General features: G+C 63.1%; 19 protein-coding genes. 16 read left to right on the forward strand and 3 right to left on the reverse strand.

From position 1 onward, the window contains the following. Positions 1-136 precede the first annotated feature (136 nt). The 10 genes from ACIGJB_RS21030 (at position 137) to ACIGJB_RS21075 (ending at position 12,476) form a co-directional block, all read left to right on the forward strand. Positions 137-1,504 (forward strand): DUF1329 domain-containing protein, encoded by a 1,368-nt coding sequence (locus ACIGJB_RS21030; RefSeq protein WP_483734221.1) that lies wholly within the window; start codon positions 137-139, stop codon positions 1,502-1,504. A 70-nt stretch (positions 1,505-1,574) separates the two neighbouring features. Then, entirely contained in the window at positions 1,575-3,401 is a 1,827-nt protein-coding gene (locus ACIGJB_RS21035; protein ID WP_483734222.1) for a DUF1302 domain-containing protein, read from the forward strand. Positions 3,402-3,464: 63 nt separating this feature from the next. Beyond that, complete coding sequence (locus ACIGJB_RS21040) at positions 3,465-5,825, forward strand: efflux RND transporter permease subunit (protein WP_483734223.1); 2,361 nt, start codon at positions 3,465-3,467, stop codon at positions 5,823-5,825. A 15-nt stretch (positions 5,826-5,840) separates the two neighbouring features. Continuing rightward, positions 5,841-6,812, forward strand: coding sequence for a WD40/YVTN/BNR-like repeat-containing protein (locus tag ACIGJB_RS21045; protein WP_483734224.1), 972 nt, complete (start codon positions 5,841-5,843; stop codon positions 6,810-6,812). 201 nt (positions 6,813-7,013) lie between these two features. Next, positions 7,014-8,045, forward strand: coding sequence for a phosphotransferase (locus ACIGJB_RS21050; protein ID WP_483734225.1), 1,032 nt, complete (start codon positions 7,014-7,016; stop codon positions 8,043-8,045). 76 nt (positions 8,046-8,121) lie between these two features. Further along, positions 8,122-8,886 carry an SDR family oxidoreductase gene (locus ACIGJB_RS21055; RefSeq protein WP_483734745.1) on the forward strand — a complete coding sequence of 255 codons (765 nt, stop codon included), beginning with the start codon at positions 8,122-8,124 and terminating at the stop codon, positions 8,884-8,886. 56 nt (positions 8,887-8,942) lie between these two features. Continuing rightward, complete coding sequence (locus ACIGJB_RS21060) at positions 8,943-10,061, forward strand: Re/Si-specific NAD(P)(+) transhydrogenase subunit alpha (RefSeq protein ID WP_483734746.1); 1,119 nt, start codon at positions 8,943-8,945, stop codon at positions 10,059-10,061. Between the two features lie 10 nt (positions 10,062-10,071). Next, a complete protein-coding gene (locus tag ACIGJB_RS21065; RefSeq protein WP_483733425.1) occupies positions 10,072-10,431 on the forward strand; it encodes an NAD(P) transhydrogenase subunit alpha part 2 in 360 nt (119 codons plus the stop codon). Continuing rightward, a complete protein-coding gene (locus ACIGJB_RS21070) occupies positions 10,428-11,897 on the forward strand; it encodes an NAD(P)(+) transhydrogenase (Re/Si-specific) subunit beta (protein ID WP_483734226.1) in 1,470 nt (489 codons plus the stop codon). Before ACIGJB_RS21065 ends, ACIGJB_RS21070 begins: the two co-directional genes overlap by 4 nt. A gap of 186 nt (positions 11,898-12,083) precedes the next feature. Continuing rightward, a complete protein-coding gene (locus ACIGJB_RS21075) occupies positions 12,084-12,476 on the forward strand; it encodes a hypothetical protein (protein ID WP_483734227.1) in 393 nt (130 codons plus the stop codon). Positions 12,477-12,788: 312 nt separating this feature from the next. Here ACIGJB_RS21075 and ACIGJB_RS21080 read toward each other — a convergent pair whose 3' ends face one another. Continuing rightward, positions 12,789-13,049, reverse strand: a complete 261-nt coding sequence (locus ACIGJB_RS21080; RefSeq protein ID WP_483714139.1) for a hypothetical protein — start codon at positions 13,047-13,049, stop codon at positions 12,789-12,791. 49 nt (positions 13,050-13,098) lie between these two features. Next, entirely contained in the window at positions 13,099-13,359 is a 261-nt protein-coding gene (locus tag ACIGJB_RS21085; RefSeq protein WP_483734228.1) for a hypothetical protein, read from the reverse strand. 375 nt (positions 13,360-13,734) lie between these two features. Here ACIGJB_RS21085 and ACIGJB_RS21090 point away from each other — a divergent pair, with 375 nt between their 5' ends. Beyond that, a complete protein-coding gene (locus ACIGJB_RS21090; RefSeq protein WP_483734229.1) occupies positions 13,735-14,706 on the forward strand; it encodes a Bug family tripartite tricarboxylate transporter substrate binding protein in 972 nt (323 codons plus the stop codon). On the opposite strand, the gene ACIGJB_RS21095 is transcribed toward ACIGJB_RS21090, so the two are convergent. Further along, positions 14,688-15,530, reverse strand: coding sequence for an acyl-CoA dehydrogenase family protein (locus ACIGJB_RS21095; protein WP_483734230.1), 843 nt, complete (start codon positions 15,528-15,530; stop codon positions 14,688-14,690). The two genes, ACIGJB_RS21090 and ACIGJB_RS21095, sit on opposite strands and share 19 nt — an antisense overlap. On the opposite strand from ACIGJB_RS21095, the gene ACIGJB_RS21100 reads away from it, so the two are divergent. From ACIGJB_RS21100 to phaP, 5 genes are all read left to right on the forward strand, one after another. Continuing rightward, positions 15,520-15,783, forward strand: a complete 264-nt coding sequence (locus ACIGJB_RS21100) for a tripartite tricarboxylate transporter substrate-binding protein (RefSeq protein ID WP_483734231.1) — start codon at positions 15,520-15,522, stop codon at positions 15,781-15,783. The genes ACIGJB_RS21095 and ACIGJB_RS21100 overlap by 11 nt on opposite strands. A gap of 401 nt (positions 15,784-16,184) precedes the next feature. After that, positions 16,185-16,907 (forward strand): GntR family transcriptional regulator, encoded by a 723-nt coding sequence (locus ACIGJB_RS21105; RefSeq protein ID WP_483734232.1) that lies wholly within the window; start codon positions 16,185-16,187, stop codon positions 16,905-16,907. 232 nt (positions 16,908-17,139) lie between these two features. After that, entirely contained in the window at positions 17,140-18,645 is a 1,506-nt protein-coding gene (locus ACIGJB_RS21110; RefSeq protein ID WP_483734233.1) for a DASS family sodium-coupled anion symporter, read from the forward strand. Between the two features lie 148 nt (positions 18,646-18,793). Then, positions 18,794-19,057 carry a hypothetical protein gene (locus tag ACIGJB_RS21115; RefSeq protein ID WP_483734234.1) on the forward strand — a complete coding sequence of 88 codons (264 nt, stop codon included), beginning with the start codon at positions 18,794-18,796 and terminating at the stop codon, positions 19,055-19,057. A gap of 355 nt (positions 19,058-19,412) precedes the next feature. Next, positions 19,413-19,943: a TIGR01841 family phasin gene (gene phaP, locus ACIGJB_RS21120; RefSeq protein WP_483734235.1), complete on the forward strand. Its 531-nt coding sequence runs from the start codon at positions 19,413-19,415 to the stop codon at positions 19,941-19,943. Positions 19,944-19,945 lie beyond the last annotated feature (2 nt).

The raw sequence follows: 19,945 nt of genomic DNA on the forward strand, positions 1-19,945 counted from the left end.
TTGACCCGTAGCACGGCAGAGGACGTCGCCCCAGTCTGCCAGTGAAGTAGTACTTATCGAAGGCAACATGCTTTTACCTCCGCCTTATGCGATCAATCTTCGGTGAGCGATCGAAGGCGGAATCGGAAGGAGAACCATGATGAAAAAGTACGGAGTTGGAGCCGCATCCATGATCGCGGCCGCCGCCTGTCTTGTGATGGGTACTACCGCCCTGGCGGAAGACCTCACGCCGGAAGGCGGTGACCGTGCCGCGGGCAAGGATGGCGCCGTACCGGCCTATACAGGCAAGCAGTCACCCGATGCGGGCTGGGAATGGGGCAAGGTTCGCGCTGATTTCTGGAAACACAAGAACGAGAAACCCCTCTATTCGATCGATGCATCGAATGTCGACAAGTACGCCGCGCAACTGACACCGGGCCAGATCGCGCTAGTCAAACAGAAGAAGGGCTACCGGATGGACGTGTATCCATCGCATCGCGAGTGTCAGGTGCCGGACTTCGTTGCGCAGAACTCCAAGGCGAACCTCACGGCGGCGAAGCTCGACTCGACTGGCGAGCAGTTGCAGACCGCGGTCTTTCCAGGCGTTGCCTTCCCGCAGCCGAAAAACGGCGTCGAAGCGATCCTGAACTACGAAACGCGATACCGGGGCGAAGGCATTGAATGGCCGACGGATCAAACGACCGTCTCGTCTCGCCCGGGTGGCGGCGAATCGATCGATGTGGTCGGCCCGCAGGTGTACTACTTCCCGACGGGCAAGGTTGGCAAGACCACCCCGCAGGACGTCGACCAGCTCAGCAACGCGCTCTTCTTCAAGATGCAATCGCCGCCGGCGCTGGCCGGGCAGGCCTTTGTGCAACGCCAGTATTTCAACAAGCCGTCCGAGACGTTCTATTACTTCCCCGGGCAGCGTCGCGTGCGTCGCATGCCGGCCTACACGCACGACGCGCCGTTGATCGGCTTCGAGAACCAGTACCTGGTCGATGAGTTCAACATGTTCAACGGTGCGCTCGACCGATTCAACTGGAAGCTGGTCGGCAAGAAGGAAATGATCGTGCCGTACAACGTGTTCGGCATGTACAAGTTCAAGGACAAGCTGCACGACGTTGCCAAGCCTGATGGGATCGCTGCCGGAAACCGCCGCTATGAAATGCACCGGGTCTGGGTGGTCGAGGCGACGCTAAAGTCCTCCGCCCGCCACGCTGCATCGAAGAAGGTTCTCTATCTGGACGAGGACAGCTGGCTGGCCGTCGCGGGCGAAGACTACGACGCCCAGGGCCAGTTGTGGAAGGTGCGGGAAAGCTACTCGATTCCGGTCTGGGAGCTGGGCGGCACGTGTGATAACCAAGCCTGGACGCAGTACGACCTGACCAACGGACGTTATCTGCTGGATTCATCAACCTTCGGTCAAGGCAAAGATATCCGCTGGTATCAGCAAGTCAATGATCCGCGCTTCAAGGCGGACTACTTCACATCCGAAACACTGAGGGCGGTCAGCGAGCGTTGAAGATTGCCGCATAGGCGGGGCCGACGCGCGTAGGAGGCGCGCGTCGGCGTCAAACAGGTTGGGGGGAGAGATGAAAACCATAAAGAATTGCCGGCAGGCGACGATTTCCCTCGTCGTTCTGGGCACAGTGGCGCCGAGCGCGCATGCCTTCGATTTTACGGCAGGACCTGACGATGCCATCAAGGGATCGCTGGTGACCAATATCACGGCTGGCGCGGCGAGCCGGACCAAGAACCCGAGTTGCGCGCTTACCGGAGACCCGAATGCGAACGGCTGCGGCACCGCGGCGAACGTCGATCAGTGGGGCGCCGGCGACAACGGTGACCTGAACTACAAGAAGGGGAAGCCATACAGCACCTACCTGAGCGCGACCAGCGAGCTGCTGTTGACGATGCCGGGCGAAGGGCTGAAGTTTATGGCGCGCGGCACGGGCATGTACGACTTCATGGCCAAGAACACGCAGCGCACGGAGCTGGCAAGCGACGCACGGGCACAGGTCGTCTACGACGCGTATTTGCTCGACCTGTGGGCCCAGAAGGACTTCACCATTGGCGATCGAAACGCGCACGTCCGCCTCGGCAACCAGGTGATCAACTGGGGCGAGAGCATGTTCGCCACTGGCGGCATCAATGCCACCAACTCGCTCGATATGCAGAAGCTCTTGGTCCCAGGCTCGCAGCTCAAGCAGGCAGTGCTGCCGGCGCCGATGTTGAGCTTTTCCAGCGACCTGTCCCACGGTGTAAGCACCGAGGCCTACTATCAGTTCATCTGGAAAGGCAACCGCATCCCGCCGGTCGGGTCGTACTGGTCCGTGTCAAACGCCGTTGGCCGCGGTGCCGAACCGTTCACGGTCAATCCGAACAACTTCAATGCGAACGGCCCCAGCGCCGGTACCATCGCGGGCATGACGGGACAGAACGCCCATGATCCGGCCACGATCGCCGCAATCAACAATGGACTCGTCAACGGCGAGTTTGCCAATTCGTTCGGTCTTCCCATCTCCAGCATACTGCCGTCGAAGTACAAGCCGCAGTTCGGCGTAAAGTTCAACTACGCGCCGCGTAGCATCGATGCGAACTTCGCGTTCTACTACGAAAACTACACCGACAAGTCGCCGGTGCTGACTTCCTTCGCGAACAATACGCTGCAGTGGTCGAACCTCGAGAACCGTCAGCTCTTTGGTGTCAGTGCCAACTTCCCGCTTGGCCCTTGGGCTATCGGCACCGAGCTGTCGTATCGCCCGCGAGACGCCGTGGCGCTGTCAAGCTGCTACGGCGCCGGCGGTCCGCCCGATCTGAACGTGAACCCGGGAGGGGTCGACTGCCAGCAGTGGGCCGACAAGAAGAAATTCCAGTTCGGTATCAATGGCCTGCTGGCGCTTACGCGCAGCGAGTATCCGTTCCTCAAATGGATCGGCGCGGATTCGGGAACCTTGACGGCAGAGCTGACGTGGATCTACTACCCGGGCCTGAGCCAGAACGGCGTCACGCGGACCGTCAATGGGCAGCAGGTCATGCAGTTGCCCCAGGCGGGATATCTGACCTGGCTGAACAACAACTCTGGCACGGGTTATCCGATCGGCATGGGTCAGGGTACGTCGAGTTCGGTGGGCACGACGATCGATTTCAACTGGACCTATGACGGCACGCTGATCCCCGGCTGGCAGGTCACGCCCGGGGTGACGTTCTCGGCCGGACTCTATGGCTACACGCCGACGTTCTCGGCCAACTACCTGCAGGGTCTGAAGTCGGCAAACCTCTACATCCTGTTCAACCAGAACCCGACCAAATGGCAGGCGGGCGTCAACTACACCATGTTCTGGGGCGGACACAACACGGTGGGCAATCCTTACTCGGATCGAAACTTCGTCGGCTTGTTCGTGACCCGGAATTTCTGACGCGGTCGCCCGCCCGAGGTGGCGCACACGGTGCGCCGTCGGGATACTTGAAGGAGTAGTGTCGTGTTGAATCGTCTTGTCAGTGGTCTGGAAAGGATCTTTTTCGGCCATCGTGCAATCGTGCTTGCTGTGATCGGCCTGTTCACGGTCGTGATGGCGGTATTCGCCGTCCAGTTGCGTATGGACGCGGGCTTCGAGAAGCAGATGCCGATTGGCCATGAATACGTCCAGACTTTCCAGAAATACCGTTCCGATCTGCTTGGGGCCAACCGGATCACCGTAGTCGTGCGCGCGCGGAAAGGTTCGATCTGGACGCCGGAGGGATTGACGCGCTTGTACAAGGTGACCCAGGCAGTCACGTATCTGCCGAACGTGGACCGGGGCGGTGTGCGCTCGCTCTGGACACCGAACGCATTCGTCAACGAAATCACCGAAGAAGGTTTCCGGGCGGAGCCGATCATCTCGGGCACGATCACGCCCGACCAACTGACGCCGGCGGTGGTTGAGAACATTCGCCACGCGACCACGCTGGGCGGCTATGTCGGTACGCTCGTCTCGCATAACGAAGACAGCGCGATGGTCACCGCCGAGCTGAACGAGCGCGACGGCACCGGCAAGGTGCTCGACTATGTTGCGTTCAACCATACGCTCGAAGAGAAGATCCGCAAGCCGTTCGAGGATGCCGGCTACGAAGTCCAGATCATCGGTTTTGCCAAGCAGATCGGTGACATTGCCGATGGCGCAGTGGCCGTGCTCAGTTTCTGCGCGATCGCGCTGCTGCTGACTGCGCTCGCGGTTTACTGGTACTGCCATTCGGTGCGCTTCACGGTGCTGCTGATTGTCTGCTCCCTGTCGTCGCTGGTCTGGCAATTCGGCACGTTGCGCCTGCTGGGCTTTGGTCTGGATCCGCTCGCGGTGCTGGTGCCCTTCCTGGTGTTTGCCATTGGGGTCTCGCACGGTGTACAGCAGGTTAACTTCATCGTGCGTGAAATCGCGCGCGGCAATAGCTCGTTCGATGCCGCGCGCCACAGTTTCACTGGCCTGCTGATCCCCGGTGTGCTGGCACTCGTCACCGCCTTCGTGTCGTTTGTCACGCTGCTGTTGATCCCGATCCCGATGGTGCGCGAACTGGCCATCACGGCTTCGCTGGGCGTGGCCTACAAGATCGTCACCAACCTGATCCTGCTGCCGATCGCCGCATCGTGCTTCAACTTCACCCAGGCCTACGCTGATAGCGCACTCAAGCGTAGTGCGCGTCGCTCGGAGCTGCTGCGTCCGCTGTCGCTGGTGGCCAAACCGAAGTTCGCGGGCGCCACGCTGTTGATCACGCTGGTGGTGTTTGGGGTCTCGGTCTGGCAGAGCCGCGACCGCGTGATCGGCACGCTGCAGCCCGGTGCGCCCGAGCTGCGCGAGGAAGCGCGTTTCAACCGGGATGCGACGTCGATCGCCGGCAACTACGACATGGGTCTGGACTGGCTGTCGGTGGCGATCGAATCGAGCGGCAAGGCGTGCGACAACCCGGCCGTCGGCTTGTACGAGGACGAATTCACCGCCGCCATGCGCACCGAGCCCGGTGTGGTGTCCGCTCAATCGTACTCGGGGATGCTGCGTACCTACAACGCGGGCTACAACGAAGACTATCCAAAGATGAACGTCGTGCCGATCGATCCGGACAACTACGGTGCGGTGTCGGTTGACGTGGCACGCCTGAAGGGCTTCATGAAGGCCGACTGCAGCATGACTGCCGTCCACCTGTACCTGGCCGATCACAAGGCGACGACCATCAACCGGGTGATCGACGCTGTGAAGCACTACCGCATGTCGCACCGGTTCCCGGGGGTCAACATCCGCCTGGCCGCGGGCAATGCCGGCGTGCTGGCCGCCACCAATGACGAGGTGGAGCGCAGCGAGCTGCCGATGATGCTGTACGTGTACGCCGCGATCGTGATTCTCGTGTTCCTCGCTTACCGCGACTGGCGCTCGATGCTGGCCTGCTGCGTGCCGCTCACCGTCGCCACCTTCATCGGCTACTGGTTCATGAAGGAGCTCAAGATCGGCCTGACGGTAGCGACCTTGCCGGTGATGGTGCTGGCCGTGGGCATCGGTGTGGACTATGCGCTGTACATCTACAACCGGCTGCAGCGGCACTTGGCCGAGGGCGACCCGATCGAGCGGGCCATGGAGCGTGCGCTGGAGTTCGAGTGCGTGGCGACCATCTTTACCGCCATCACGCTGGCGGTGGGCGTGGCGACGTGGAGCTTCTCGGCCCTCAAGTTCCAGGCCGATATGGGCAAGCTGCTGGCCTTCATGTTTATCGTCAACCTGGTGATGGCGATGACGGCATTGCCCGCGCTGGCCTCGGTGCTGGAGCGTTGGTTCCCGCGCCGCAAGCCGGCACGCGTGCCGGGCCTGCTCAGCCACTGACCCGGAGACACAGCCATGATCAAGACTTTTGTGACCAGCATTGCGCTGTGCATCGCCACGGCAGCAATTGCACAAGCACCATCGGAAGGCACGGTCGCCACGTGGGCTGCGAAGCCCGCGTACACGTGGAGCGCGCCAACCCACATGATGCTGCTGGACGCCACGCGCGCCGGCAAACGCATCGTCGCCGTGGGGGAGCACGGCATCGTTCTGCTCTCCGACGACGACGGCAAGACCTATCGGCAGGCTCGTACGGTGCCGGTTTCCGCCACGCTGTCCGCCGTCACGTTTACCGATGACCGGCACGGCTGGATCGTGGGGCAGTGGGGCGTGATCCTTGCGACCAACGACGGCGGTGAAACCTGGAGCAAGCAGCGCATGGACACGGCGGTCGATCAGCCGCTGTTCTCGGTGCTCTTTACGAACGACCACGACGGCATTGCTGTGGGCCTGTGGTCATTGATGCTTCAGACCCATGATGGCGGCAAGACGTGGGCTCGTACCACGCTGCCCAAGCCGCCCGGCGGCGGCAAGGCGGACCGCAATCTCTACCACGTGTTTGCCGATCGGCAAGGAGCGCTCTATGTCTCCGCCGAGCAGGGGACCGTGCTCAAGTCGACCGACGGTGGTGCGAACTGGGACTATCTCGCAACGGGGGGGAAGGGCTCGCTGTGGTCAGGCGTGGCGATGCCCGATGGTCGGATCGTTGTGGGTGGCCTGCTCGGCAGCCTGTTCCAGAGCAGCGATGGCGGGGCCACTTGGCAACCGTTGAAGGCAGAAACCAAGAGTTCGGTCACCAGTCTTGCCGCAGCGGGCAAGGGGCTCATTGCCGTTGGGCTCGATGGGGTGGTGGTGAAGCAGCGTGAAGGCGGTGCGCCCCTGGAGGTCGCGCAGCGCGCGGATCGGGCTGCGCTGACCGCCGCGCTGATCGATGCAGCTGGCCGGCCGATTCTGTTCTCAAGCATGGGTGTGCTGGCAGGCCTGTAAGGCGATTTCGACAAAAAGAGCGCTACACGCCGGCGTCCAACCATGCGCGGCCTGAAGTAGACATGGGTTGCGGCTGCCAACTACCTCCCGTGGGGTGGGCGCCCAACGTTAGCGATAGCTAACGATTTGCCCGTCGGCTCGGCGTCGTCATGATGATCGCGGTTTCGCAGCGGCAACACACAGGGCAAATCAAATTCAACGATGACCAGTATGTCTCAACAACTCGATGTCGCCAGCCTGGCGCGCTATCTGGAAGACCATGTACCAGGTTTCGAGGGGCCCATCGACGCGGAGAAATTTGCAGGCGGCCAGTCGAACCCTACCTTTCTGCTGCAGTCACGCAGCGGCCGTTATGTGCTAAGGCGGCAGCCGCCTGGCGAGCTGCTGAAGTCCGCACACGCGGTGGATCGGGAATTCCGGGTCCTGACCGCGCTGTCAGGGACCGAGGTTCCGGTCCCGCGTCCATATCACCTGTGCGTGGACCGCGGCGTGATTGGCAGCATGTTCTATGTCATGAGCTTCGAGGACGGGCGCATCTTCTGGAATCCCGCCTTGCCGGAACTGCCGCGGAGTGATCGCGCAGGCTGCTACGACGCGGTGCTTCGGACAATGGTCGCGCTGCATGACATTGACGTCGAAGCGGCCGGACTCGCTGGCTACGGCCGCCCGGACAATTACTTCCAGCGTCAGATCGGCGTCTGGACAAAGCAGTACCGTGCGGCAGAGACCGATCGCCTCGACGCGATGGAAGCGCTGATTGACTGGCTGCCGATGGCGTGCCCGGAGGATGCCGGTCCAGCGACGCTCGTGCATGGCGACTTCCGGCTCGACAACGTGATGTTTGGGAGCGATAGCTACCGTGTGAAGGCTGTCCTGGATTGGGAGTTGTCGACGCTGGGCAATCCGCTCGCTGATCTCGCCTATTTCTGCATGTGTCTGCGTCTGCCGTCCGATGGCCCGGTCCCAGGTCTCGCCAATCAGGATCGTGTCGCGCTCGGCGTGCCTCAGGAAGCGGAGATTGTCGCGCGCTATTGCGAGCTGCGCGGCATCGAACCGATCCGTGACTGGGATTTCTATCTCGCCTTCAGCTTCTTCAGGCTCGCGGCGATCGCGCAAGGGGTAAAGGCGCGCGCGCTGAAGGGAAATGCGTCGAATACTGCGGCCCTGAGAGTCGGCACCATGGCGGGAGACCTGGCGGAAGAGGGCGTGCGCGTCATCGGTGTGCGCGGCTGACATGCGGGCATTCGCGGCTGGCAAGAGCCGCATCAACGAAGTGCATCGAATACTGAAGCAATTGGAAGAGAGAAACATGGCAACGAATCTGTTCGACTTGACCGGAAAGATCGCGCTCGTGACCGGCGCGAGCCGTGGCATTGGCGAGGAAATTGCGAAACTGCTCGCCGAACAGGGTGCGCACGTGATCGTGTCCAGCCGCAAACTCGCTGACTGTCAGGCGGTTGCCGACGAGATCGTCGAGGCAGGTGGCAAGGCTGAAGCGCTGGCGTGCCACGTTGGCCGCGTGGAGGACATCGCCGCGACGTTTGCGCATATCCGCGACAAGCACGGTCGCCTCGACATCCTTGTCAATAACGCGGCGGCGAATCCGTATTTCGGCCATATCCTCGACACCGACATCAGCGCATACGAGAAGACGGTCGAAGTGAACGTGCGCGGCTACTTCTTCATGTCCGTCGAAGCCGGCAAGATGATGAAGGCGCAAGGCGGCGGTGCGATCGTCAATACCGCGTCGGTGCACGCATTGCAGCCCGGCGACAAACAGGGCATCTATTCGATCACGAAGGCAGCCGTCGTCAATATGACGAAGGCTTTCGCAAAGGAATGCGGACCGCTCGGCATCAGGGTGAACGCGCTGCTTCCAGGCCTCACGAAGACGAAATTCGCGGGTGCCCTGTTCGAGGATCAGGCGATCTACGAACGATGGCTTGCCGATATCCCGCTGCGGCGTCACGCGGAGCCGCGGGAAATGGCCGGGACGGTGCTCTATCTTGTGTCGAACGCGTCGAGCTATACGAACGGCGAGTGCATTGTCGTCGACGGTGGCCTGACGATTTAAGCCGATGAGGCCACAAGGCGATCACGACTTTCATGAACTATCCCAAGAAGGCGCATATGAATATCGGAGTGCCAGTAGAAACGCACACGTACGAATCGCGCGTGGCAGCGACCCCGGAAACCGTGAAGAAGTACGTGGCGCAAGGCCATAAGGTGATTGTGCAGGCCGGCGCTGGTGCACGGGCCAGCCAGCCTGACAGCGCCTATGAGGCGGTCGGCGCGACCATCGGCACCGCTGCCGACGCGTTTAGCGCTGATCTCGTGCTGAAGGTGCGTGCACCGCAAGCCGCGGAGCTGGCGCAGATGAAGCCGGGCTCGGCGCTGGTCGGCATGCTCAATCCGTTCGATACCGAAAACAAGGCGCGCATGGCCGCCGCCGGCATCACCGCGTTCGCGCTCGAAGCCGCGCCGCGCACCACGCGCGCGCAGAGCATGGACGTGCTGTCGTCGCAGGCCAATATCGCCGGCTACAAGGCCGTGCTAGTGGCGGCGCACCACTATCAACGCTTTATGCCGATGCTGATGACCGCAGCCGGCACCGTCAAGGCGGCGCGCGTGCTGATCCTCGGCGCCGGCGTGGCTGGGCTGCAGGCCATCGCCACGGCCAAGCGCCTGGGCGCGGTGATCGAGGCTTCGGATGTGCGGCCGGCCGTGAAGGAGCAGATTGAATCGCTAGGCGGCAAGTTCCTGGATGTGCCGTTCATCACCGACGAAGAGCGCGAGATCGCGCAAGGCGTGGGGGGCTATGCCCGTCCGATGCCGCCGGACTGGATGCGCCGTCAGGCTGAACTGGTGCATGAGCGGGCGAAGCAGGCGGACATCATCATTACTACCGCACTGATCCCGGGCCGCAAGGCGCCCGTGCTGCTGCAGGAAGCCACCGTGCAGCAGATGAAGCCGGGCTCGGTGGTGGTCGACCTGGCCGCCGCGCAAGGCGGCAACTGCCCGCTGACCGTGGCCGACGAAGTGGTCGAGCGCCATGGCGTGACCTTCGTCGGTCACACCAACCTCGCCAGCATGGTCGCGGCCGACGCCTCGGCGCTCTACGCCCGCAACGTGTTGGATTTCCTCAAGCTGGTGATCGACAAGGACGGCCAGTTCGTAATCAACAAGGACGACGATATCGTCACCGCCTGCCTGATGATGCGGCGGGAAGAAGAGGCATTGGCCTGCTAAGGAGACATCCATGGAAATGGTGAACCACACGGTGATCAACCTGATCATCTTCGTGCTGGCGATCTACGTGGGCTACCACGTGGTGTGGACGGTAACGCCCGCCCTGCATACGCCGCTGATGGCGGTAACCAATGCTATTTCGGCCATCATCATCGTCGGCGCCATGCTGGCAGCCGGCCTGACCGAAGGCGGCGTAGGCCGCACGATGGGCACGCTGGCGGTGGCACTGGCCGCGGTCAATGTGTTCGGCGGCTTCCTGGTCACGCAACGCATGCTGGAGATGTTCCGCAAGAAGGCGCCCAAGGTGAAGGCCGAAGGCAACGCGAAGGCCCCGCATGGCGGCGGCGAACTGGTGGAGATGCCGCGATGAATGCCCTGTCCATGAATATGGTGACGCTGTTCTACCTGGGTGCGTCGGTGTGCTTCATCCAGGCCTTGAAGGGTCTCTCGCATCCGGCTTCAGCCCGCAAGGGCAATGCCTTTGGCATGATCGGCATGGCGGTGGCGGCGCTGACCACGGTGGCGCTGATTGCCAAGCTCAAGAGCGAATTCCTCGCTGCCGACGGTGGCACGGGCGCAGGTTCCGGACTGGGGCTGATTCTCGCGGGGCTCGTTGTCGGCGGCGGCATCGGCGCCTATGTGGCGAAGAAGGTCGAGATGACCAAGATGCCCGAACTGGTGGCCGCCATGCACTCGCTGATCGGCATGGCCGCGGTGTGCATTGCCGTGGCAGCCGTCGCGGAACCTGCCGCATTTGGCATCGCAGCGGCGGGCTCGCATGAGATCCCGATGGGCAACCGTATCGAGCTGTTCATCGGCTGCTTCGTCGGTGCGATTACCTTCTCGGGCTCCGTGATCGCCTTCGGCAAGCTGGCCGGACGCTACAAGTTCCGCCTGTTCCAGGGCGCACCGGTGGTGTTCCCCGGCCAGCACATGCTGAACCTGGCGCTCGCCGTCGCGATGGTCGGCTTCGGCATCGCGTTCTTCGTGACGCAGGACTGGCTGCCGTTCCTGGTGATGCTGGCCATCGCCTTCGTGCTCGGCGTGCTGATCATCATCCCGATCGGCGGCGCCGACATGCCGGTGGTGGTGTCGATGCTGAACTCGTACTCGGGCTGGGCGGCGGCGGGCATCGGCTTCTCGCTGAACAACCCGATGCTGATCATTGCCGGCTCGCTGGTGGGCTCAAGCGGTGCCATCCTCTCGTACATCATGTGCAAGGCGATGAACCGTTCGTTCTTCAACGTGATCCTGGGCGGCTTCGGCGGTGAAGCGGCAGCGACCGGCGCGGCCGGTGCGCAGGCCCAGCGCAATGTGAAGTCGGGTTCGGCCGATGACGCCTCGTTCCTGATGGGCAACGCCGAGACCGTGATCATCGTGCCGGGCTACGGCCTGGCCGTGGCGCGCGCGCAGCACGCGCTGAAGGAGCTGACCGAGAAGCTGACCGAGAAGGGCGTGACGGTGAAGTATGCGATCCACCCCGTGGCGGGCCGCATGCCGGGCCACATGAACGTGCTGCTGGCCGAAGCCGAGGTGCCGTACGACCAGGTCTTCGAGATGGAAGACATCAACAGCGAGTTCGGCCAGGCCGACGTGGTACTGGTGCTCGGCGCCAACGACGTGGTGAATCCCTCGGCCAAGACCGATCCGAAGTCCCCGATTGCGGGCATGCCGATCCTGGAGGCCTACAAGGCCAAGACCATCATCGTGAACAAGCGCTCGATGGCTGCCGGCTATGCCGGCCTGGACAACGAACTGTTCTACATGGACAAGACCATGATGGTGTTCGGCGACGCCAAGAAGGTGGTCGAGGACATGGTCAAGGCCACGGCTTGATGTCGGGTGGATGAGCACACAGAAGGTCAGGGGACCAAAGGGCACAGCTGAATAACGTGACGTAATGTTGTTCTGTGAGCGGTAGTGAAAGTGAAGTAGTAGAGAAGAGTTCTCCACTAGGTGCTGCAAATGGCCCACCCCTACCCGCAAGGTGGGGGTTTTTTTCCTGGAGAAGAAGGATTCGCTATGACCAGCGTGCATTCCAATAGCAACGGTGATGGCTCTCGTCAGGTTGCGAGTGAGCCCATGAGCTTGCGTAGCGCGGCAATGGATGGCCTCTGCAGGCCCGACGAGGCTGGCCTAAAATTCCTGGCGCGAGATGGGACGGTGACGATCGAGTTGCCCGGCCCTGGTCTGCAGGTCATCGTGGAACGAGCCGGCGTCGCTCAAGTGATTTTTTTAGAGGATTCGGCGATGCTGGAGATCTGCCTGAAACAAGGCTGCAGGCTCTCGCTCCATTGCTCCTTCGAAAGCGCGCAATGTCTCGCCGTGGAACTCCTGCCTGAAGCGCGCGATCACGAATTCCTGTTTCATGCCAGGAATGGGGATCGCTACTGCGCCTGGGATGACCTGCGCTGACTTCGCTCTAACATGGAGTGCCCTTTTTTTGCTGCTAATTGATACGGTCACGCCACGAGATTTGTTGTGAATGAAAGGCCGGTGTAGGGGCAGAGCCGTCGTTCAAGTGTCCGCGTGTGAGCGTGGCCCATCGTCTGCATTGGGCCGGACTCGGCCATCGGCTCATCGGTTTTCTCCGGGACTCCGGTGATGGACAAAAAGAATCGCCCCATCAAGGGGCGATCTCTGCAACAACTGAAGCCACGCGGCGAGCGCGGGTAGTTGCGGCAGAGCGGGTGGGGCGACCCCGCTCGCTCTGCCTCCTGTCGCCGCTCAATGCTGCAGGGCCGCGACCATGCCGCCCAGGTTGTTGATGGTGTTCGTAACGCTCTTCATGTCGACATTGGTGCGGGTCGAGGCATCGACCTGCGTAACCGGCGCGAAGATCGTGTTCGGGCTGGCGAACGAAACGCCGCTGCCACCGGTGATGGCGTTCACGCCAGAATTCACGAAGATGCTGCCCCCGCGCACGGCGCCCATCTTGGCGTGGTCGAGGTCTTGTTCGAGCGAGAGGTTCTGGATGGTCAAGGACATGATGGTCTCCTGGGATAGGCTGGAATCAACGAGATGAGATGGGCTGGATTTAATGCTGCGCGGCCTGCACGATGCCGCCGACGTTGTTGAGCAGGTTGCTGATGCTCGTGAGGTCGACATTGGTGCGGGTCGAGGCATCGACCTGCGTGACAGGCGCCACGATGATGTTGGGGCTGGCGAAGGACACGCCGGAGCCGCCGAGGATCGCGTTGACGCCATTGTTCAGGAACAGGCTGCCGCCGCGGACGGCGCCCATCTCGGCGTGGTCCAGGTCTTGTTCGAGGGGCAGGTTCTGGATGGTGAGGGACATGATGTAACTCCTTGGGTAGGCTGGTCTGGCTTGGGTTAGAGAGCATCTGGTGTTGCGCTCGAGGTCATATACGCATGGGGTGTGCCAGTTGCTGTCCCAGCGGTTCAATCAGTCGCTAACAGTTTGAAAATAAACGAGAAACTGCGCAGACTGCCGCGTCGCCGTGCCGATCTCCACGCCAGCGGCTGTACGCCGATCTCCAACACATTCTTCCTCCCTGTTTGCGCCGCGATGACATATCGGGCGGCGCGCGTCCGTGGATACCCACATTGACGCTAGACTTCAGCTGGGTAAAAATAAATTCATAAATATGAATATCACCTGGTAATGGCCAAGGTGGCCGGCCAGGTCAACGCCGCACTGGAGACAACCCTAATGAAGCCGAATTTCCGTCGCCGCCTGATGCTTTGCGCTGCCGTGCTGGGCGCAATGCCCGCACTGGCCTGGAGCGATACGTATCCGAACAAGCCGATCCGGCTGGTGGTGCCGTTCGCCCCGGGCGGCGCCACCGACGTGGTGGCGCGCCTGATCTCGCAGAAGCTCGGCGAGGCGCTCAAGCAATCGGTGGTGGTGGAGAACCGGCCGGGGGCCAACGGCATTATCGGCACCGACGTCGTCGCGCGCGCCGCGCCGGACGGCTATACCTTGCTGCTCAACACGGCTGGCGCGCAGACGCTCAGCCCGCTGATCTACAAGGCCAGCTATGACCCGATCAAGAGCTTCGAGCCGATTTCGCTGATCTCCAATATCGGCTTCGTGATGGTGGTGCATCCATCCGTGCCGGCCAAGTCGGTGCAGGAATTCGTCGCGCTGGCCAAGTCCAAGACCCGGCCGCTGAGCCTGTCGGCGGGCAGCAGCATGATCGAGCTGATCGGTGCGAGCTTCAAGGCGAGCGCCGGCACGCCGGATGTGGTGAGCGTGTCTTATCGCGGCACCGGCCCGCAGATGCAGGCCGTGGTGGCCGGAGAAGTGGACATGACCATCGATCCGTTCAATTCGATGGCCATGATCAAGGCCGGCAAGCTGCGCCCCCTGGCAGTGCTGTCCGACAAGCGTTCGCCCGCGCTGCCCGATGTGCCGACGATGCAGGAGGCCGGCTACAGCGGCATGGCATTCGGCTCATGGGCCGGCCTGCTTGCCCCGGCGGAGACCCCGAAGGACATCGTCGCGCGGCTGAGCAAGGAAGTAACCCGGATCGTGGCGCAACCCGACATCCGAGAGAAACTGGCTGCCATCGACTACGAAGCCGTCGGCAGCACGCCGGAACAGTTCGCCAGGACCATTGCCGACGATACCGCGCGGTGGAAGAAGATCGTGAAGGAAACGAACTACAAGGCGGGCTCGTAACTGGCGGGTTCGTAACACCTGGCGCCCGCGCCGCCCAGCATCGCCGCAAGCGTGCGCGTGCGCATGGCAATGCGGTAGACGCGCTTCAGGAACAGGTGGGCGTCGTGCTCCCAGGCGAAGCCGATGCCGCCGTGGACCTGGATGGTCAGCCGGGTCGCTTGCGTCGCCGCCGAGGTGACCAGCCGGTTCGCGGTCTGTTCGATGCCGCTTCCAGTCGCGCCGCCAGCCGCCGCCTCGGCCAGCAGCTGGCGAATCGCATACCGGCCGTTGTCGAGCGCTACCCAGGCGTTGGCAAGCGGATGCTTGATGGCCTGGTACTGGCCGATCAGGCGGCCGAACTGCCGGCGTTCCTGCGCGTAGGCAATGGCCATGTCCAGCGACGCCGAGGCCGCGCCAACCATTTCCGCGAGCCCGAGCGCGAGCGCCCGGCGCAGCACGGTGCTCATCTGCCCTGGCGGCACGGAAAACTCGCATTGTGCTGCGGGCGTGGCATCCGGCAGGCGGCCGAGCGCGACGCAGGCGTCGAGGCTATCGACGACGTCCACGTCAGCGCCGTCGTAGCGCTGGATCACCCAGCGTGCGCGATCCGCATCGCGCGGTGCCACGCGGTAGTAGTGGACGCGCCGGCCGTAATAGTCGACGAAGCGGCCATCATGGACTCCGGTGTCGATGCGTCCGCTTGCGGGAAATTGGTCGAGCGGCAGCACGGTGCCGGAGGCCATCAGCTCCGGCACGGCTTCGCCGAGCGGCCCCAGCACATAGGCACAGAAGCCCAGCGGCAGGGTCAGCAGCGTGCGGCCCAGCGTCTCGCCGATGCCGAGCACCTGGGCACTGTCGCCTTCGTCGACACCCGCGTTGCGCCTGTGGGCACCGCGCGGCACGCCGGCGCCTATCGTCGAAAAGCTGGCTACGCATGTCGCCGCCGCGCTGAAGCGCCCCGACGTGCGGCAGCAGTATGCCGACATGGGCGCGGAGCCAGTCGGCTCTTCACCGCGGGATTTTGCCCAGTACAACGCAGCCGAAGGCAAGAAGTGGGCGGAGATCGTCAGGCGCTCGGGCGCAAGGGCTGACCAGTGAGCGAAGGGCCAGGGCTGGCCCGATTGGCTACAGGCGGAACGTCGCGGTCGGGCACGAGGCAGATGATCCACATCTGTCGTCGGCCTTGCACGACAAGTGGCCTACCGCACGCAAGCTGCAATGGGAGCTTGGAGCGCCCACAAACCATCGACTACGGTTAAAAGTCCGCATCGCTGCTTTGAGGGCTGACGATGGTGAGACGCAATGGGCGCCTGGTCCAGGTTCTGGCAGGGCTGCTGGGCTTGTTCGCAGCGCAAGGCGCGCGTGCGTCCGATATCCCGTGCAACGCCCCGGTCGGCGGGCCGGGGGCGCGTTGCGAGGAGCCCTACGGTGCGGGCGTGGGATGCGAAACGCATCCCGCCCAGCGCGTTCGCAAGGGCCACCTGATCTGCGAGTACACCATGCTGTCGCAGCGCTACGAGCGCATCTATGCGGAACAGCAGAGGATGCTGCAGAAGGGCACGATCCAGGCGGCCGACCTTGCGGCATGGCGCGCCCGGCGCGATGCGTGCGATTCGGTGCGATGCCTGGATGGTGTCTTCCATCAGTTCTGGCGCCAGCGCGATGCCATGCCGAAGTCGCCGGGCAAGCCAGCCATGGCGCGGCAGGGTGCCGCGCAAACGCAGGGCGGTGCAAGACATGAGCCGGCTTCGCGGCCGCTCCCCGCGCCAGCGAAGGCCGCATCGCGCGATACACTGGCCACCGCGCCCGTTGCGGCGCCCGCGGCTGTCGTGGCACCCTCCGTTGCCGAGACCTCCATCGCTCCCGATGCGCCGTTGGCACACAGGGCGCGTGGCACCCATCCCGTATCGACAGCGCACAAGGCCTCCTCGATAACCACACTTAAGATCTTCCCCGACGCCAACGTCTCCGCAGTGCCGATTTCCCTGGTGACACCCCCGCATCGCAACACGCGCCGGCCGGCGCCCCTTCTGGTGGAAAGCCTGCTCTCCGGTCTTGCCGTCCTTGGCCTGGGAGCCGGCCTGGTATGGATGCGCAGGCGGGCCCCGCCGCAGGCTGGCGGCGAAGCGGCGCGCGGGCGGATGCCCCCGGTCATGAAGATCACGTATGGCCTGCTCCTGGTGAATGCCCTGCTGTTGCCATTCACGTTTGGCCTGCGGTAGGGCGCACTGGCACTGAGGCCGGGGCATCGACCTGATGCAGCGGCCGCCGGTGAATGCCGCTCGCAATCTTTTCATCTTCCGATCGAAAAGATTCACTTCTGCTGACAAATCACATCGGTCACGATTCCCCTGCTTGGGCACCATGCAATGCCGCGGGGCGCGCGCGATGCGCGTCGATTGGCGCGGGACTTCGGCTGAATGGATTCCGCGCGCCCTGTTCGAGGAAATTCAGATGCTCGCAAAGATCGTGGCGACGTACCGCTACTTCATGTCGGTGGTGCCATTCCGGCTGACGCCGGCCATCATCAGTACGGTCGTGCTGGTCACGCTGCTGCTGATACCGCCGCCCGCGGGCCTGAAGGCCAACGCCTGGGATCTCGTGGCCATCTTCCTGACCACCATTGTCGCCATCATTCTGAAGGTGATGCCGATCGGCGTCATGGCGATGATGGCCATCGTGATCGTGTCGCTCGCGCAGGTGACCTCGGGCTCGTCCAAGGGGGCCATCGCCGATGCGCTCAGCAGTTTCTCGAATCCGCTGATCTGGCTGATCGTCGTGGCGATCCTGATCTCGCGCGGACTGAAGAAAACCGGCCTGGGCAACCGCATCGGCCTGATGTTCATCGAACTGCTGGGCAAGCGCACCATTGGCATCGGCTATGGCCTGGCGATCTGCGAGCTGGTGCTGGCGCCCTTCACGCCGAGCAACACGGCGCGCGGCGGCGGCATTGTGCATCCGATCATGCGCTCGATCGCCGGCGCGTTCGACTCCGATCCCGCCAAGGGGACGCAGGGCAAGGTCGGCACCTATCTGGCACTGGTCAACTACCACGCCAACCCGATCACATCGGCCATGTTCGTTACCGCCACCGCGCCGAACCCGCTCGTCGTCGACTACGTGGCCAAGGCCACCGGTCAGTCGCTGCACCTGAGCTGGACCACCTGGGCGCTGTGCATGCTGGTGCCCGGCTTGCTCTGCCTGTTGCTGATGCCGCTCGTCATCTTCCTGCTGTGCCCGCCGGAGCTGAAGGCAACGCCCAATGCGATCGCCTATGCAAGGGGCGAACTCGCCCGCATGGGTCCGCTAAGCGGCAAAGAGCGGGTCATGATGGGGGTCTTCGCCGTGATGCTGGTGCTGTGGGCCAACGTGCCGGCGATGATCTTTGGCCCGGCCTTCACGCTCGATCCGACCGTGGTCGCCTTTCTCGGCTTGTTCGCGCTGATCATCACCGGCACGCTCGACTGGGATGACGTGCTGTCGGAAAAGAGCGCCTGGGACACCCTGATCTGGTTCGGCGCCCTGGTGATGCTCGCCGAGCAGCTCAACAAGCTTGGCGTCATTACCTGGTTCTCGAACAATATGCGCGATGCCATCGTCGCCAGTGGCGTGGGCTGGCTGCCGACTGCCGCGGTGCTGGTGCTGGCGTTCGTGTTTTCGCACTACCTGTTCGCGAGTACGACCGCACACATCAGCGCGATGATGCTGGCCTTCCTTACCGTCGGCGCGCACCTGATCCCACCCGAGTATGTCCCGCCGTTCATGCTGATGATGGCGGCGGGCTCCGCGATCATGATGACGTTGACCCACTACGCCACCGGCACCTCGCCGATCATCTTCGGCAGCGGCTATACGACATTGGGGCAGTGGTGGCGGGTCGGCGCGGTGATGTGCGTGCTCGAACTGATTGTCTTTGCCGTGGTGGGTGGGGTCTGGTGGAAGATCCTGGGATATTGGTAAGCGGGACGACGGTCGGTCGGCGCCTAACGCGCTGACGCCTCCAGCGAATGACCGTGGTGTCGCGCGGCCTGCTACAGTCGCTGCTGCGGCCACGACCGCGGCAGCCGCCACCGCAGCGGCTACGACACGCCATTTTCTGGGGACGCAGATGAACCGCAAGGGCTTGCAGGATGCCGCCGACTCCCTCGACGAACTCGCCGCCGGCAGGCAGCCGGTGCCGGCCAGGGTGGCTGCCGGCGCGGCCGCGCTGGAGCGCGTGCATGCCGACTATCCGGGCTGGCGCGACGTCGGCGATGCGCTGTTCGGACTCAAGGCGCTGGCCAGCGGTTGCGCGATGGACCTTGATGCCAACGGCCGTCAGCGGGCCGGCCGGCTCGCCGATGTCGTGCGCAGCCTGCTCGACCAAATCTGAGGTCCGGCAGTAGCGCGACCGCCCGTGTTGCCCTCCGTTACGCAGTTGCAGCAGCTCAATGCAGGGTCAGAGGGTTTTCCCCTGTGGCGACCGAGCGACGCCCGCATCTCGCATCGCACAAATTATCGTAAGAAAATGTTTGATACATGGCGTATAGGGCACAAAACGCCATCAAAATCGAGCGACACTGGGTAACTACCTAGGGATCAACTTAGAGAGATTCCTCTAATCTCTTCCTCCTCGATGCGGCGCGCCTCTGACCGACGCGCCGTGGTCGAGGAAAATCAACTTCGGTCAGAACGCCATGGCGGCACATGGCGCCTTTCTGGCCGGTCGCTCTAAAGGAGAACCACGCATGTCCGCCTTCACGTCCGATCAGTTTGCGGCACTCCACAAGTCCAACCTGGCCAACCTGGCCATGATGTCCAAGTCGACCATCGACGGTTTCCAGAAACTCACCGAACTGAACCTGCAGACAGCCAGAACCGCGCTGACCGAAGGCCAGGAGAACCTGAAGGCTGTGCTGGCCGGCAAAGACCTGAGGGACGTGCTTGCGGTGCAGAGCGGCGTGGCTCAGCCGGCGGCCGAGAAGGCCATCACCTATGCGCGCCAGGTTTGCGAGATCGCCACGCAGGCGCAGGCCGAACTGGCCCGCGCGGTGGAAGAGCAATACGAACAGAATCACCGCAACCTGCAGGCCTTCGTCGACACCTTCGTGAAGAACGCACCGGCCGGATCGGAAGCGATCTCCGCGCTGCTGCAGTCGACGGTTGACGCCGCCGGCAACACCTATCGATCGGCCCAGGCCATCTCGAAGCAGATGACCGACGTGGCGCGCAGCAATCTTGCCGCCGCGGCAAGCCGGGGCGCCTCCGACAAGGCCTGACC

Source organism: Cupriavidus sp. C2SS-8b (assembly GCF_057073745.1).